Origin of the sequence: Exiguobacterium sp. SH0S1 (assembly GCF_004337165.1) — a bacterium.
Lineage (GTDB): Bacteria > Bacillota > Bacilli > Exiguobacteriales > Exiguobacteriaceae > Exiguobacterium > Exiguobacterium aurantiacum_A.
This window is the reverse complement of record NZ_SJVC01000002.1, coordinates 110,179-124,579: the sequence shown is the minus strand read 5'-3', so window position 1 is coordinate 124,579 and position 14,401 is coordinate 110,179. Positions and strand designations below refer to the sequence as shown.

At 49.3% G+C, this 14,401-nt stretch carries 14 protein-coding genes; 13 read left to right on the top strand and 1 reads right to left on the bottom strand.

What is annotated here, in order from left to right:
• Nucleotides 1-15: 15 nt before the first annotated feature.
• From EVJ20_RS07445 to EVJ20_RS07425, 5 genes are read left to right on the top strand one after another with little or no spacing between them, the layout of a single operon-like run.
• Nucleotides 16-2,370 (top strand): dynamin family protein, encoded by a 2,355-nt coding sequence (locus EVJ20_RS07445; protein WP_131507622.1) that lies wholly within the window; start codon nucleotides 16-18, stop codon nucleotides 2,368-2,370.
• Nucleotides 2,342-3,139, top strand: coding sequence for a hypothetical protein (locus EVJ20_RS07440; protein ID WP_131507620.1), 798 nt, complete (start codon nucleotides 2,342-2,344; stop codon nucleotides 3,137-3,139). The genes EVJ20_RS07445 and EVJ20_RS07440 overlap by 29 nt, the downstream gene beginning before the upstream one ends.
• 13 nt (nucleotides 3,140-3,152) lie before the next feature.
• Nucleotides 3,153-3,407: a hypothetical protein gene (locus EVJ20_RS07435; protein ID WP_131507618.1), complete on the top strand. Its 255-nt coding sequence runs from the start codon at nucleotides 3,153-3,155 to the stop codon at nucleotides 3,405-3,407.
• Between the two features lie 13 nt (nucleotides 3,408-3,420).
• Entirely contained in the window at nucleotides 3,421-4,383 is a 963-nt protein-coding gene (locus EVJ20_RS07430) for a hypothetical protein (protein ID WP_131507616.1), read from the top strand.
• Between the two features lie 17 nt (nucleotides 4,384-4,400).
• Nucleotides 4,401-4,904, top strand: coding sequence for a YdcF family protein (locus tag EVJ20_RS07425; RefSeq protein ID WP_131507614.1), 504 nt, complete (start codon nucleotides 4,401-4,403; stop codon nucleotides 4,902-4,904).
• Nucleotides 4,905-4,914: 10 nt separating this feature from the next.
• Here the strand turns inward: EVJ20_RS07425 and EVJ20_RS07420 are convergent, their stop codons facing one another.
• A complete protein-coding gene (locus tag EVJ20_RS07420) occupies nucleotides 4,915-6,690 on the bottom strand; it encodes an acyltransferase family protein (RefSeq protein ID WP_131507612.1) in 1,776 nt (591 codons plus the stop codon).
• Nucleotides 6,691-7,001: 311 nt separating this feature from the next.
• On the opposite strand from EVJ20_RS07420, the gene EVJ20_RS07415 reads away from it, so the two are divergent.
• The 8 genes from EVJ20_RS07415 to EVJ20_RS07380 all read left to right on the top strand — a co-directional run bounded on the left by EVJ20_RS07415 (nucleotide 7,002) and on the right by EVJ20_RS07380 (nucleotide 14,381).
• Nucleotides 7,002-7,316, top strand: a complete 315-nt coding sequence (locus EVJ20_RS07415; RefSeq protein WP_131507610.1) for a PTS lactose/cellobiose transporter subunit IIA — start codon at nucleotides 7,002-7,004, stop codon at nucleotides 7,314-7,316.
• A 58-nt stretch (nucleotides 7,317-7,374) separates the two neighbouring features.
• Nucleotides 7,375-9,051, top strand: coding sequence for a PTS transporter subunit EIIC (locus EVJ20_RS07410; RefSeq protein WP_131507607.1), 1,677 nt, complete (start codon nucleotides 7,375-7,377; stop codon nucleotides 9,049-9,051).
• Nucleotides 9,052-9,116: 65 nt separating this feature from the next.
• Nucleotides 9,117-10,544, top strand: coding sequence for a 6-phospho-beta-galactosidase (gene lacG / locus EVJ20_RS07405; RefSeq protein WP_236636269.1), 1,428 nt, complete (start codon nucleotides 9,117-9,119; stop codon nucleotides 10,542-10,544).
• A gap of 112 nt (nucleotides 10,545-10,656) precedes the next feature.
• A complete protein-coding gene (locus EVJ20_RS07400) occupies nucleotides 10,657-11,442 on the top strand; it encodes a DeoR/GlpR family DNA-binding transcription regulator (protein WP_131507605.1) in 786 nt (261 codons plus the stop codon).
• 177 nt (nucleotides 11,443-11,619) lie between these two features.
• Nucleotides 11,620-12,039: an RpiB/LacA/LacB family sugar-phosphate isomerase gene (locus EVJ20_RS07395; RefSeq protein ID WP_131507603.1), complete on the top strand. Its 420-nt coding sequence runs from the start codon at nucleotides 11,620-11,622 to the stop codon at nucleotides 12,037-12,039.
• Nucleotides 12,040-12,054: 15 nt separating this feature from the next.
• Entirely contained in the window at nucleotides 12,055-12,576 is a 522-nt protein-coding gene (lacB, locus tag EVJ20_RS07390) for a galactose-6-phosphate isomerase subunit LacB (RefSeq protein WP_131507601.1), read from the top strand.
• Nucleotides 12,577-12,595: 19 nt separating this feature from the next.
• The gene (locus EVJ20_RS07385) at nucleotides 12,596-13,465 is read left to right on the top strand and encodes a tagatose bisphosphate family class II aldolase (RefSeq protein WP_131507599.1); all 870 of its coding nucleotides are present in this window, start codon (nucleotides 12,596-12,598) and stop codon (nucleotides 13,463-13,465) included.
• Nucleotides 13,466-13,475: 10 nt separating this feature from the next.
• Nucleotides 13,476-14,381, top strand: a complete 906-nt coding sequence (locus EVJ20_RS07380) for a 1-phosphofructokinase family hexose kinase (RefSeq protein ID WP_161568094.1) — start codon at nucleotides 13,476-13,478, stop codon at nucleotides 14,379-14,381.
• Nucleotides 14,382-14,401 lie beyond the last annotated feature (20 nt).

Genomic DNA, 14,401 nt, shown 5'->3' with positions numbered 1-14,401 from the left:
AAGGAGAGACTAGGCATGATCGAAGCGTTAAAACATCTTCCTCTTCTGAAGGAAGATATTACTTTTCTGGAAACGCTTGAAGCTCAGGCATCAGCGCGCAAAATTGAAATTGCAATATTAGGATCTTTTAGCGTGGGGAAATCAGCCCTGATCAATACCTTAATTGGAGAAGGAGAAATTTTACCGACACACACAAATGAGACGACTGCAATCCCAACGTATGTTTCAGGTGCGGACGAGGATAAGGTGGAAGTCGAACTCGTGAATGGCCAAGTTCGCGTGATCGCTGTTGACGAGTTAAAAGGGTTTGTGGCAGGTGGAGACGTAGAAGGAGTATTAAGTATTCGACTATTTAAAAAGTCGCCTGAGTGGTTACAGGGGATTACGTTAATTGATACGCCGGGACGTAATACAAAATTCAAGTCGCATATCGAGGCTTCAGAGTCGGCACTTATAACGTCCGATGTGGTTTTCTATGTGATGCCGTGGCAAGGATTAACGTTGGAGGATGTCGTCTATCTTAAGCACATCCTGCTCTATCAACCTAACCTGCACTTCATCATCAATAAAATCGATCGAGTCGATGAGGCTCAAGGTGTATCAATCGAAGAATTGATAGCGAAAGTCACAACTGACCTTCTCACTCAACTCGGGAAAGTGTATCCGGTCCATGCGGTCAGCGCGACGACGGGATATAATATCGATGCCATTTTACATGTTCTCTCTGACTTGAAGAACGAGATGATGGCGGTCAAGACAACACGTTTTGATCATGCGATTCATCAGTTCCTTTTACGTGAGCAGGGCCGAGTGAATCAACAGATTAAAATGCTTGAGGTGGCACTTTCAAAAGACGAATCAAAACTCGAGGCTGAGAAACAAGAGCTGCTCCTCCAGTTCGAAGAAGTTAATCTTGAAATCGTTAACCGAATCGATGCGATGCAAGAGTTGCTATATCGTGCCGGTGAAGAAGTAGAAGTGTTTATTCATTCGAATTATGTTGCTCTCGAGTCACGCTTGAAGGCATTGGTAGACCAAGATCTTTCCATCGATGTTCTGACCCTTAAAATCGAAGATGAAGTGTTGACGACGCGTAACGCCATATTTGAGACGGTACAGGAAAAACTTAAAGCCGTTGCGGGAGACGGGCTCATCATTACATTGAACGAGGAAATGGACCAGGGTGTCAATCTTCAGATTACAGAGCCTGACCTGTTCCATCTTCAGCAAAAGCACGAGGCCGATCGCGAACGACTGTTAAAAAGAGTCGCATCAGTAGCCACAGAGCTTCAGTATTTACCGGTGGAAATTGTGGATGAGGAGAGACATCTTCGTCTAACCCAAGAGATCGAAGGATTGACAGATGAGTTAGTCGAACGGTTCGTCCCGCAATATATCATTGATGAGTCTGCCGATGACCAAAAAGCAACGAAGATTGCGTCGGCGATTGGTTTTGTCGGGGATATTGGACTCGCCATCGGACTCGCAGCCGTGACGGCCGGCGCTTCAGCAGGGGTACAAGTTTTGGCGAAAGGTGCCGGTAAGGCCGCGACCAAACAAACAACGAAAGCGGTCGCTAAAAAACTCGCAAAAGAAGCTGCATTAAAAGCGGCTAAAAAGGCGATGAAAGATTCTGCGAAAAAGGCCACGAAAAAGTTTGCGGTAGAAGCGACCGAAAAAATCGCGATTATGGGAGCAGAGATGGTCGATCGAAAAGCAGGTGGGGAAGTCGATGAAGATAGTCAGCTTCTTCGAGCGGTGAAGACGTTCGATCAAGCAACAAGCCCGGTTCAGACGTTAGCGAAAAAAATCGGAAAAGACATTGATGAACAACGTCGACAGCCGCCAATAGAAGATACCCAACATCGTCGTGATTTCTTTGCCCGCAAACATGAGCTTGAAGTCGAACGTGATAAACGCGTGTCACAATTAAAAGAATTAGAAGAAAAAGCGACGACAAGCGAAAAGATCCGTCAGGACTTAGAACTCAGACGCAAAAAAATCGAAACGAGCGTCGAACAAGAAATTGCGCGCGTCCAAAAAGAACATGATAGGATGCTTCGTGAAATTAAAATTCGGCACATGCACAAGGAAATTGAGCGACAAATCCAGACTGTGCTCACAGGAGAGCAAGAGAATGTGACAGTCTGGTTCAAATCAGAGTTTGGGACCGTCTTGAATTCAGTGGAACAGATGATACCTGTTCAGCTTTCCAAACAGCTTGAAGAGCGGAATGAACAGATTGAACAGATTGAACAATTTAAGAAACAAGGCAGTGAGCGGGTGGAAGCGGAACTTCAAGTCTCACGGAATTCCCTGCAAGAAATCGGTGTGCTATTGGATGGAAATCGACATGGACTATCAATCTGAGATTGCTTGGTTAGCCCATCAATTGGAGAAACGGATGCTTGATGATGAACCGTCGATTTGGAAGGCCATACGAGAAGCAGAGTTCAACGACACGCGACGGTATAGCGATGGCGTAAGACAAGTCTATATCGTCGGCGAACCAGAGGTTTTATTTGAGCATACGAAACTTTTTGATTCAATCCCGACATCAATGGGGCGGATAGAATGGACAGAGGGACACCCTGTTTTAAAATGGTTGACAATTCATTATTATCTTCCATCCGAGATCGATGAGATACCTGTAGGGGTCAAGGTGAGTCTGTTTGTTGAGGATAGACTGCCGAGTTGGTCTCGTCCGCTGTTTCGGTCTGAAACGGTCGCAAATGTAGTCAGTGAAGTAGAGATAAAGGCATTATCACGGTTGAAAAATGTGACAAGCTGTTTAATCGAAGAAATGACGATCAACCACCTCATCGATGACTTCATGTCCAGTGAGCCAGTTGAGAAAGTGTCAGAGGAGCTTTATCCAGACATACCACGACAGCATCTGATCAGGCTATCGACATTGACCGAACAACATGAACTGTCTGATGTGATGGACGAAGCGGCGGCGGATATGTTAAACACTTACTGGCTCCAGAACCGACCGAGCTTTCCAGAATGGATGCCGATCCTTTCCAGAGAGGTCGCGCATTTCTTAACAATCAAGTCGGCAAGCTCTCAAGGTGAAGCATTGATAGAACGATTGAAAGTGTGGGGAGAACGTGAGAAACGAATTGATGGAAAGTGAGAGGAGATATCTCATGTTGAGCCATCGCCTGATTGAAATCACGGCTGGCGATTATCCTCATATGCTTGAAGATGTAAAGGAGTTCATCGATGGGCTTGATACTCTGAATGTGTTTGAGCGTACGCTGTATGTGGCAGAAATATTTGAACTGTTAGACGCTCACGAAGACAGTGTACGGTTCGATAAGACGCTAAGCACTTTGAAGTCTGAGGGAATCAGTGATGCCGTACTAACGCTGTTTATGCAATATAAGAAATGGATGATATGAGGTGAAGGATATTATGAATAAGTTGTATGGTTACATGTTTCCTGTAGCACTAGGCGCGTTTGCACTTGTCACGACGCCAGTCGCCGATTCGAATCTTATGATTTCGGCCTTGGTTTCGGTTGTCGTAGTGACCTTGTGGTTAGGGATCGTGTCTTTCGCGAAAAAGACAAAAGAGAGTGAGCAGAAAATGAACTTACTTCTCAGCAGCATCGAACAGCAGACAGACGTTGTCCGAGAAACCGTTACCGAGTTACGGAAAAATGGTGAGGCCGTCGAAGCCCGATTGAAAAACCTGTCTGATGCGGCTGCTGATTTTAACGATTCAGCTAAAGAAAACATTAAAGCCATGAAAGCGAGCACGGAGACCATCGTAACGGAATTGGTCAAGTTCAAAGAAAGCAATCAGACCGATAATCAAGGGCTGCTCAAGAAGCAAGAGGGTATTTTGCGACTAGTGGAAGAACTTGTCGATCTACAAAATGAGCTTCCGAATGAGTTTAAAGGCCTTCAGGACACGATTTCCCAAGCCAATGATGACCAGGTTGGTATTATTCAAGGAGTAGAGACGCATATCTACGAAATGAAGAATGAAAAAGAGTCATATCATGAACAACTTCTTGAATTGAACGGTAAAGTGATCAATGCAGTGAATTCTCGCATGGACAATGTCAGCATGTACATCCAGGAAGAAGCAACGACCTTGATGAACCGTTCTGAGGAAGCCCAAAAACTTGCGGTGAAAGAAGTTGCGACGTTCGGAACATTGATCAAACAAATGAATGAACTCAATCAGCAGATGCATCATGTGGCTAAGGGGAATCAACAGGCAAACATGTTGGAGTTGGAGAGATTAACCGAAATCAGTGCAGCTCTCTTGGAAGGCGTTAGCCAACTCACGAATTCTAAAAGTGCGGAACGTAAAAAACTGTTACTTGTGCAAAAACAGCTTATTGAAAAATTTGCGGATCAGCCTTGATGAGTGGGTGATGGATTATGACTCGACAGACAGCAGACGGTACGTACCGGTACGTCCTCATCTTAGGGGCGAAAGTGAACGGGACGGCACCGTCACGGGCGCTCCGAAACCGAATCGACGTGGCAGCTGCATACGCGCATCAACATCCGCACGTCATCCTAGTCGCCTCCGGCGGGCAAGGTCCGGACGAAGGGATGGCCGAGGGGCGCGTCATTGCCCGGGAATTAATCGACCGCGGCATCGACCCGGAACGCATTCACGTCGAAGCCGACTCGACGTCGACGTATGAGAACTTTTTATTCAACCGCGATGTGTGGGCAGGCGAGACGGGACTGACGGTCGTGACGAACGACTTCCATGTGCGCCGGGCCCGGCTCGTCGGGCGGCTCTACTTCGGTCTCGAGACGGACGCTCTCTATGCCCCGACGCCGACCGCGGCGAAAGCGAAGTATGTCATCCGCGAACAGCTCGCCTATATCAAGCTGTTGATCAACTATATGCGCTGGAAGTGGCGCCCATGAAAACAAGGACTTAGCGGTTGCTAAGTCCTTGTTCGTCGTGACAGCCGATTTCTTCAGACAACAACTTCCCGAACGCCTCGGCGCCGTCGATGTTCAAATGGACGCCGTCGCTCTCGAAGTAGTCGCCTTTACCGTCGGACGCTTCATGCCAGTCAATGAGCGTGACGAAGTCGTGCAGCTCGCTCGCGCGCTTGAGCTTTTCGTTCACTTCGCGTTCCCACGGGCGCGGGACATGCGTATTGATGACGTACACGTGATCGGCCGATTCAAACATACCAATCAACGTGTCGAGCTGTTCCATCTTGAAAGCCCCGTTCGTCCCGAGATGGAGGAAGACGACGTGGCCGGGGGCATCATAGTCGCGATATCTTGCCGCGACGTCTTGCGCGTCACGGACTTGGCGGCCGACTTCGGCGTCGATCGTCATGTTCGGGAATGCGGTACCGAGATACTCGTTCAAGCCGAGCAAGACCGAGTCGCCGATGGCAAGGGCGGGCGGACACGACTCGACCGGCCGTACGGTCGTCGCTTCTTTTGGCTTCGGCTTCGGTGCTTTGACGACCGGGAGCTCGTGTTGCCGGTCCGAGTTATCCGTGAACGCGAGGATCGTCAAATTCCCGACGAGGACGAATGACAAGGCCGTCGCGATTGTGATCGCGAACAGTCGAGCCGGTTTGATGTTGCGAGTCGGGATCAGGTTGCGGATGACATCGCGGAACCCGTCGCGACGAATCGGTGTCTCGACGTAGCGGTAAGACGCTTCAGCGATGAGTAGCGTGAGCCCGACTTGACCGAGCGCGAGAAGGGGATCGAACGAGCCGATCCGCTCAAGCGGGGTCGTCAAGATGATGACCGGATAGTGCCATAAGTAGATGCCGTACGTCCGTGTCCCGATCAATCGAAGCCAAGCGCTTCCAAACAGACGAGACCAGAGCGTCGACGGATGGGCCGTCGCAGCAATCAACACACCTGACGCCACGGCGACGAGCAAGAAACCTCCATAATACAGGAACGCATCATAAGCGTTCGCTGTCATCATGACCGTGACGAGCGTTATGAGCGCTCCGGCACCACCGACGTTCAAAATACGAAGACCGAGTGCTGGCATGTCGCGCTTGAACGCATCCGGTCGCCAACCGAACGCGAGCAGTGCCCCGATAAGGAGCGCGAACAGGCGCGTGTCGGTGCCGTAATAGACGCGGCTCGGATCGGTCCCGGGTGTGAAACTGATCGCCATCCAAACGCATGAAGCGAGTAAGACGATACCGGTGAGCTGGAGGAAGCGCTTCTTCACGGTCAGCCCAAAGATCAACAGCAACGGCCAGAACAGGTAGAACTGCTCCTCGATCGAGAGCGACCACAGATTTTGGAGCGGTGACGGTTTGCCGAAACTCTCGAAGTACGAGACGTCATGGAAGATATACCACCAGTTGTTCACGTAGGCGAGCGCGGCGAGCGTGTCTTGGCGTACCGTATCGAGCAGTCCGCGCTCGAACAACGTGACGTACGCCATGACGACCGAGAGCATGAACACGAGCGCCGGCAACAGGCGCCGGAACCGGGCGATATAGAACCGCTTCAAATTGATCCGTCCGTGGTTTGCTTGCTCGCGAAGCAAGATGCCGGTGATCAAATAACCGGACAGGACGAAGAATAAGTCGACGCCGAGAAAGCCGCCGGGTATGTATGGTGCGTTCAAATGAAAGAGTATGACTGCAAAAACGGCGAACGTGCGCAGACCGTCGAGACCTGGCATATACGTTGTTTTATGGTGTAAGGGCTGCATGACCCCACTTCCTTTCTCAAATCCAAGCGGACGTTTCCCTCTTTTGTAAAGAGACCCATACTCCAGTATAGCGAGCGCTGGACTTGAAAAAGTTTCAAATGATTAACAAAAGGGCTTGATGCACTAGGAGAATAGAGGATATGAGACGAGAAAGGGAGAGAGTAGTTAACAATGGAACAAAATAAAACAAAAAAGATAAAAATAAATAATAATTTTATCTGAAAACGTTTACAAAGTTTCGTTACGGTGCTACTATATGGGTGTGGATAATGAATAAAGAAAAAAAACAAACAATTAAGGAGATGTTTCGTATGACGAAAGATGAATCAGCACTCGTAGGTTTAGAGATTGTCGCCTATGCTGGTGACGCCCGATCCCACTTGATGAAAGCGCTCGAAGCTGCTAAAAACGGCGATTACGCAGAAGCGGAAGTGTCAATCAAACAAGCGGACGAGGCGATCTCTCACGCCCATGCTACGCAGACGAGCATGATTCAAGCCGAGGCCCGTGGTGAAAGCGCAGAGTTCGGCTTCATCATGGTGCATGGCCAGGACCATTTGATGACGACGATGTTGTTGCGTGACATGATGCAGCACATGATTGAGTTGTACCGCCGTACGAACTGAATCTAAATAGAAGGCCAGCAATGCCCTTCCCCATTACTTATCCGTTAGGAGGAAAATCATGAACGGCTTAATCGCACGTATTGAGAAAATGAAACCGGTGTTCGAGAAGATTTCGAACAACCCGTATCTCCGCGCCATCCGTGATGGCTTCATCAGCTTGATTCCTGTCATTTTATTCTCGAGTATCTTCTTGTTGATCGCATTCGTACCTAACATTTTTGATGTTTACTTAAGTGAGGAATGGGTCAATCGCTTGATGAAAGCGTACGGCTACTCGATGGGACTCGTTGGTCTCCTCATGGCGGCCACGATTGCCAAGTCGCTGACTGAGACGTTCAACGGCCAATTGCCGAAGACGCGACAAATCAACTCGACGTCGACGATGGTCGTTTCCATCATTGGTTTCGCTTTGATTGGCGTCGACCAAATCGAAGGTGGTCTCTCGAACGCGTTTACTGGGACGAAAGGCCTTCTGACTGCGTTTGTCGTCGCGTTCATCGTTCCAAATATTTATAAGTTCTGCGTCAAACGCAATATTACCATTAAAATGCCAAAAGAAGTACCAGGAAATATCGCTCAGACGTTTGCCGATTTGATTCCGCTTGCGACATCGATCGTCTTCTTCTGGGTGTTCGATATGGTCTTCCGCAGTGTGACATCAGAAGGATTTAGCGCCTGGATCATCGATGTGTTCCAACCGATTTTCTCGGCAGCGGATGGTTATCCGGGATTGGCCTTGATTTTTGGAGCGATGGCATTCTTCTGGTTCGTCGGGATTCACGGCCCATCCATCGTCGAGCCCGCTGTGTCCGCGATTTACATCACGAACGTGGAAGAAAACTTGCAACTGTTCCAAGCTGGAGAACACGCGACGAACGTCCTCTCGCAAGGTTCACAGTACTTTATTGCAACGCTCGGTGGTACGGGCGCGACGCTCGTTATCACGCTCATGATGGCCTTTATGGCGAAGTCGAAACAATTGAAGTCGGTTGGCCGTGCTTCTTCTATCCCGGTCATGTTCGGAATCAACGAACCGATTCTCTTCGGGGCGCCAATCGTCTTGAACCCGGTCTTCTTCATTCCGTTCATCGCGGCCCCGATTGTTAACGTTTGGCTATTAAAGGCGTTCATTGATATCGGCGGCATGAACGGATTTATCTACAACTTACCTTGGACGACGCCAGGCCCAATTGGTCTTATCCTCGGTACCGGATTTGCACCCCTTGCGTTCGTGCTCGCCCCGACGCTCATCATTATCGATTTGTTGATTTACTATCCGTTCTTCAAAGTGTACGATAAGCAGCTCGTCGAGGAAGAACGTCTCGCTGTACTCAAAGGTGAGACGAATCCAGTAACGGACGAAGCAGAAATTGCAACGACAGCAACAGAAACGCTTGTGGTGAAACCGATCGATCCAAACAAACAACTGAACGTCCTCGTGTTATGTGCGAACGGTGCAACGAGCGGTATGCTCGCCAACGCGATCGCGAAAGGCGCGAAAGAGGATGGTGTCAACTTAGAGTCGACTGCCATGGCGTATGGACAACATAAAGGTATGATTTCCGAGTTCGATTTGATTATCCTCGCACCGCAGATGGCATCGATGTTAGGTGAACTTGAAAAAGATTCCGAGTCGAGTGAAACAACAGCCGTCTCGACGTCGGGAGCAGAATACGTCTCGCTTTGTCGAGATCCGAAAGGCGCGCTCGCGTTTGCAATGAAACACATGAACTGATTGACAAGGGGCTGCCATAAGACAGCCCTTTGTCTGTTTGACAAATCTTTGAATGAGGTGACTTGATGATGAGACAATTTCCTGAACAGTTTATTTTTGGAGCAGCGACAGCCGCGTATCAAGCTGAAGGAGCGGTGAATGAAGGCGGACGTGGTCCGTGCTATTGGGACGAATTTCTTCATCGTCCGGAAAGTCGATTTAACGGCGATGTGGCAAGTGACTTCTATCATCAATATCCGGTCGATTTAAAATTGTCGAGCGAATATGGAGTGAACGGGATCCGCATCTCGATTGCCTGGAGCCGAGTCATTCCGGATGGTAAAGGAGAAGTGAGTGAAGAGGGTCTTGCTTTTTATGATCGCTTGATTGATGAATGTATCGCCAACGGTGTCGAACCGTTCGTGACACTCCATCATTTCGATACACCGCTCCCGCTCTTCAAAGATGGGGATTGGCTGAATCGGGACAACATCGATCACTTCGTTCGTTTCGCTGAGGTTTGCTTTGATCGCTTCGGCGACCGGGTGAAGAAATGGGTGTCTATTAACGAACCGTGGTCGGTTGTCGCCGGACAATATATCATTGGGCACTTCCCACCAAACATTAAGTACGACGTCGCGAAAGCGATTCAAGCGATGCACCACATGATGGTCGCGCATGCGCGGGTCGTCGAGACGTATAAAGCAAAAGCATTAGACGGTGAAGTCGGCATCATCCACATTCTCGAATCGAAATACCCGATTACAAATAGCTCGGAAGATATGGAGGCGGCGCGTATCGAGGATACACTTGCGAACGCGTTTATGCTAGACGCCTGTTTCAAAGGTGGATATAGCGAAGCAACGCTTCGAACCATCAATCAGTTGATGGGCGTGCAGGATCAAACGCTTGAGATCGAACTAGGGGATATTGAACTACTTCAACGCGCGAGTCGTCTGAACGATTTCCTTGGGGTGAACTATTACGCGAGCCACTTCATCGCTCATCATGAAGGTGAGAGCGGGATTCACCATAACGGGACTGGTGAGAAAGGGACGAGCGTCTTCGGTTTGAAAGGCATCGGTAAGCGTGTCGCGAATCCAGCCGTCCCGACGACCGATTGGGATTGGCCGATTTATCCCCAAGGTTTGACGGACATGTTGAAACGAATTGATCGTGAATACCCAACATATAATAAAGTGTACGTAACCGAGAACGGAATGGGATACAAAGACGATTTTGTGGATGGCGAGATTGATGACACGCCACGTATTGACTATATCGCTCAACATTTGGATGCGATTTTAGACGCAATCGAAGCCGGTGTGGACGTAAAAGGCTATTTCCTATGGTCGCTCATGGACGTCTTGTCTTGGACGAACGGGTTCAATAAACGCTACGGCCTTTTCTATGTCGATTTTGAAACACAAAAGCGGTATCCGAAGAAAAGTGCACGTTGGATGCGTGAAGTGGCTAGCCGTCGCCAATTGCCCCGTCCTGAAGAAGTGAAATGAACAAAAAGCCGGTTCTCTTCGAACTGGCTTTTGTTTGTTTCTGTTCCAAAATGATAGTCAAGGAGGCAGGAAGTTGAGTATACTGATAGAAAGAAGCGGGGGGAGTGTCAAAATGCTAAAAGAACAGCGCTGGGAGCGGATTATGGAACTCATTGAAACGCGAGGTGTCGTCAAGACGACAGAAGTGACGGACTTGCTCGGCGTCACGCCGATGACGGCGCGTCGAGATTTGCAGACGTTAGAAGAGCTCGGTCGACTCGAGCGAATTCATGGGGGCGCCAAATCGCTCAATATGGAACGTATCCCTTCTTACGAAGAATTGTCGCATATCGAAAAGAAGCAGTTACGCTCTGAAGAGAAGCGGAGCATCGCCAGGAAAGCGGCCGAACTCATTAAGGAGAATGCGACGGTCTACATCGGACCTGGGACGACGAATGAGTTGATTTATGATTACATTGACGTGAACGCGCGAATTTTCACGAACTCCTATCAAGTGTTTGAACGCTTTAAAAATGATAGCCGTTTTGAACTGATGCTGATTGGTGGCCGCTACCGCGAACGGACGGGCGCATTCGTCGGCAGTTTCACGAATGACATCATGTTGCGAATTAACGTATCATTGGCTTTTGTCGGAACGAACGGAGTTCACAATGACCGCATCACGACGGCGAATGAGGAAGAGGGCGCATGCCAAAAGATCATCCTCGATAATGCACAGATGAAGTATATTCTTTGTGACTCAAGTAAAGTAGGTCGGGTCGACTTGTTTGATTTCTATCGTCTCGACCGGGTGGACGGCCTGATCACAGATGAGAACATAAACGAACCGACGCTGCATCACTATTCTGCCTATACCGAAGTGATTGTGGGCGTGAATGAACAGGTGAGCGTTCGATAGTGCGAGCGTATCTATTCAAAGACTAAGTGGTTTCACAGCGATGTGAACGAACTTAGTCTTTTTTTGATAAAAAACAAACAAATAATGTTCGTAAATGATTGTATTTTATCTTATGTGTGATATTATAAAGGTGTAAATAACGAACAAAAAAGAACAAAAAGAAAGAAGGTATCGTTCATGAAAATAGCTCTAACATCAGACCGCAAAAGTGAAGCGCGAAAGCAGCTGGTTATCCAAGTGATTGAAGAACTCGGCCATGAAGTCGTCGATTATTCGCAAGATGATCTTGTCGAAGCAGTGACACAGGCAGCGCAGGCAGTCCGTGAACAGGAAGCAGATCGCGGTATTCTGCTAGATGAATTCGGATCTTTATCTTACATGGTGGCAGCCAAACAGTCGGGGATTGTCTGCGCACAAGTTTCAGATGAACATTCGTCGAAAATGACAAGAGACCACAACAATTCAACATTGATCGCTATGGGGACGGGGATTATCGGAGACGTGCTCGCGAAAGAAATTGTAAGCGCATTCCTGCATGCGGAATACTCGGGCGGTCGTCATCAAATCCGTGTAGATATGCTAAATAAATTGGCTTAAGGAGGAACTGTAATCATGAAAATCGCAATCGGTTGTGACCATATCGTCACAGATATTAAAGATACGATGGTGGACTACTTAAAAGGTCTCGGTCATGAAGTCGTTGACTGCGGCACGTACGATTCTGAGCGCACTCATTACCCGATCTACGGACGTCGCGTCGCGGAAAAAGTGGTGACGGGTGAAGTCGAGCGCGGAATCGTCATCTGTGGTACGGGCGTTGGAATTACGACGTCTGCCAACAAAGTGAAAGGAGTCCGGGCTCCGCTTGTACGAGACGTGACGACGGCGAAGATGGCGCGTGAGCAACTGGATGCCAATGTCCTAGGAATCGGGGGACGCATCACGGGTCTCGGTCTTATGGAAAATATTGTGGACGTCTTCTTAGAGACACCTTACATCGAGACGAAAGAGTCGAAGCGTACGATCGAAGCAATTGATGCGCTCGCCTCGGAAAGTCGAGGGCTTGAAGGCGACGAGATTTTTGATGAGTTTTTGGAGAAGTGGGAAGCTGGCTGTTACGTCGATAGCAAATAATCGGATGAGGTGACTAGACATGGAAATGACAAAAACAGGTGTGATGAATACGAAAGAGATGTTGCTCGATGCGCAGAAACACGGCTATGCTGTACCGGCCTTCAACATCCATAATTTAGAGACGGCTCAAGTCGTTGTTGACACAGCGGCAGAACTTCGCTCACCAGTAATCTTGGCGGCGACACCGGGTACGTTCACATATGCGGGTCGTGATTATATCCAAGCGATTGCGGATACGGCGGCACGCCGGTATGATATCCCGATCGCGTTGCATCTCGACCATCACGAAACAATCGAAGACATCAAAGCATCACTCGACCTCGGTACAAAATCAGTCATGATCGATGCATCACACCATGCGTTCGATGAAAATATTGAGACGGTCCGGAAAGTCGTGGAGATGGCCCACCAATATGATGCGACTGTCGAAGCGGAACTCGGTCGGCTTGGGGGCCAAGAAGACGACCTTGTCGTCGATGAGGCAGATTCATTCTACACTGACCCAAATGCGGCTGCGGAGTTCGTCGAACGTACGGGCATCGACTCGCTCGCCGTAGCGATTGGGACGGCCCACGGCATGTACAAGGCAGAACCAAAGCTCGATTTGGAACGGTTGTCTCAAATTCGTGAAGTGGTCGATATCCCGCTCGTGCTTCATGGCGCATCGGGTGTACCATTCGATACGGTACGTGAATGTATCCGCCGTGGGTGCTGTAAAGTGAACATCGCGACCGAATTGAAGATGCCGTTCGCGGCGACGCTTCGCAGTGTGTTGACAGAAAATCAAGAAGAGAGCGATCCGCGTAAATATTTCGGTCCGGCAAAAGCGGCGATGAAGACGGTCGTCGAAGAAAAAATCCGGATGTGCATGAGCGACGGTCGCTATTGAGGGCATGCCGATGATTCTAACCGTCACATTGAATCCGGCGATCGATGTTCGTTATGACTTGGACGGCTTTAAGCTCGCCCGATCGAACCGAGTCGAGACTGCCCATAAAACGGCAGGTGGAAAAGGTTTAAACGTAACTCGTGTCATCACTCAGCTCCAAGAACCGGTTCTCGCAACCGGACTCCTAGGCGGGAAAACCGGGGAATGGATTGAGTCAGAGCTCGATGCCTCAAACATTTGCCATGATTTTTACCATATCAAGAGCGACACGCGCTCTTGTCTCGCATTCCTTCATGACGGATTACAGACGGAAGTGCTAGAGGCTGGTCCGGTCGTCAGTGAGGAAGAGTGGCACGGATTTCTCGAGCATTTCGTCACACTCCTTGGGGACGCGTCACTCGTCGTCGCGTCTGGGAGCCTCCCAAAAGGGGTCCCTACCTCGGCCTACCGTCAACTAAATGAACTTGTCAAACGGTCAGGAAAACGGCTTATTCTGGACACGAGCGGGGAAGCGCTGCGCGAAGGTGTAGCCTCTAAACCGTTCTTAGTCAAACCAAACGAGGACGAGTTGGCCGCGCTTGAACCGCATACACCTGTAGACGAGGCGCTTAGAACGCTCGCAGACCAAATTCCCTGGGTATTACACTCGAAAGGAAAGGATGGCGCTGAGGCGCATATCATGCGAACGAGATATGCGCTCGCAGTACCGGAAGTGGAAGCCATCAACCCAGTTGGTTCGGGAGACGCAATGGTTGCCGGGCTTGCGGTTGGTTTACAGCGAGGATTGTCCATCGAAGAGACGTTAAAACTTGGGAGTGCGACAGGAACATTGAACGCACTCGAGCCAGGGACCGGGATGATTTCGATGGCGGCATTGCCTGAGATGCTTCAAAAAATCGATGTCATGGTCCGGTGATGTAAAACGAGACGCAAAAA

What these genes read in the sequence shown, in the direction of transcription:
- EVJ20_RS07420 (WP_131507612.1), bottom strand. Translation starts at nt 6,690, where the DNA reads ATGCAGCCCTTACACCATAAAACAACGTATATGCCAGGTCTCGACGGT.
- EVJ20_RS07425 (WP_131507614.1), top strand. Translation starts at nt 4,401, where the DNA reads ATGACTCGACAGACAGCAGACGGTACGTACCGGTACGTCCTCATCTTA.
- EVJ20_RS07445 (WP_131507622.1), top strand. Translation starts at nt 16, where the DNA reads ATGATCGAAGCGTTAAAACATCTTCCTCTTCTGAAGGAAGATATTACT.
- lacG (WP_236636269.1), top strand. Translation starts at nt 9,117, where the DNA reads ATGATGAGACAATTTCCTGAACAGTTTATTTTTGGAGCAGCGACAGCC.
- EVJ20_RS07400 (WP_131507605.1), top strand. Translation starts at nt 10,657, where the DNA reads ATGCTAAAAGAACAGCGCTGGGAGCGGATTATGGAACTCATTGAAACG.
- EVJ20_RS07435 (WP_131507618.1), top strand. Translation starts at nt 3,153, where the DNA reads ATGTTGAGCCATCGCCTGATTGAAATCACGGCTGGCGATTATCCTCAT.
- lacB (WP_131507601.1), top strand. Translation starts at nt 12,055, where the DNA reads ATGAAAATCGCAATCGGTTGTGACCATATCGTCACAGATATTAAAGAT.
- EVJ20_RS07380 (WP_161568094.1), top strand. Translation starts at nt 13,476, where the DNA reads ATGATTCTAACCGTCACATTGAATCCGGCGATCGATGTTCGTTATGAC.
- EVJ20_RS07415 (WP_131507610.1), top strand. Translation starts at nt 7,002, where the DNA reads ATGACGAAAGATGAATCAGCACTCGTAGGTTTAGAGATTGTCGCCTAT.
- EVJ20_RS07385 (WP_131507599.1), top strand. Translation starts at nt 12,596, where the DNA reads ATGGAAATGACAAAAACAGGTGTGATGAATACGAAAGAGATGTTGCTC.
- EVJ20_RS07440 (WP_131507620.1), top strand. Translation starts at nt 2,342, where the DNA reads ATGGAAATCGACATGGACTATCAATCTGAGATTGCTTGGTTAGCCCAT.
- EVJ20_RS07430 (WP_131507616.1), top strand. Translation starts at nt 3,421, where the DNA reads ATGAATAAGTTGTATGGTTACATGTTTCCTGTAGCACTAGGCGCGTTT.
- EVJ20_RS07395 (WP_131507603.1), top strand. Translation starts at nt 11,620, where the DNA reads ATGAAAATAGCTCTAACATCAGACCGCAAAAGTGAAGCGCGAAAGCAG.
- EVJ20_RS07410 (WP_131507607.1), top strand. Translation starts at nt 7,375, where the DNA reads ATGAACGGCTTAATCGCACGTATTGAGAAAATGAAACCGGTGTTCGAG.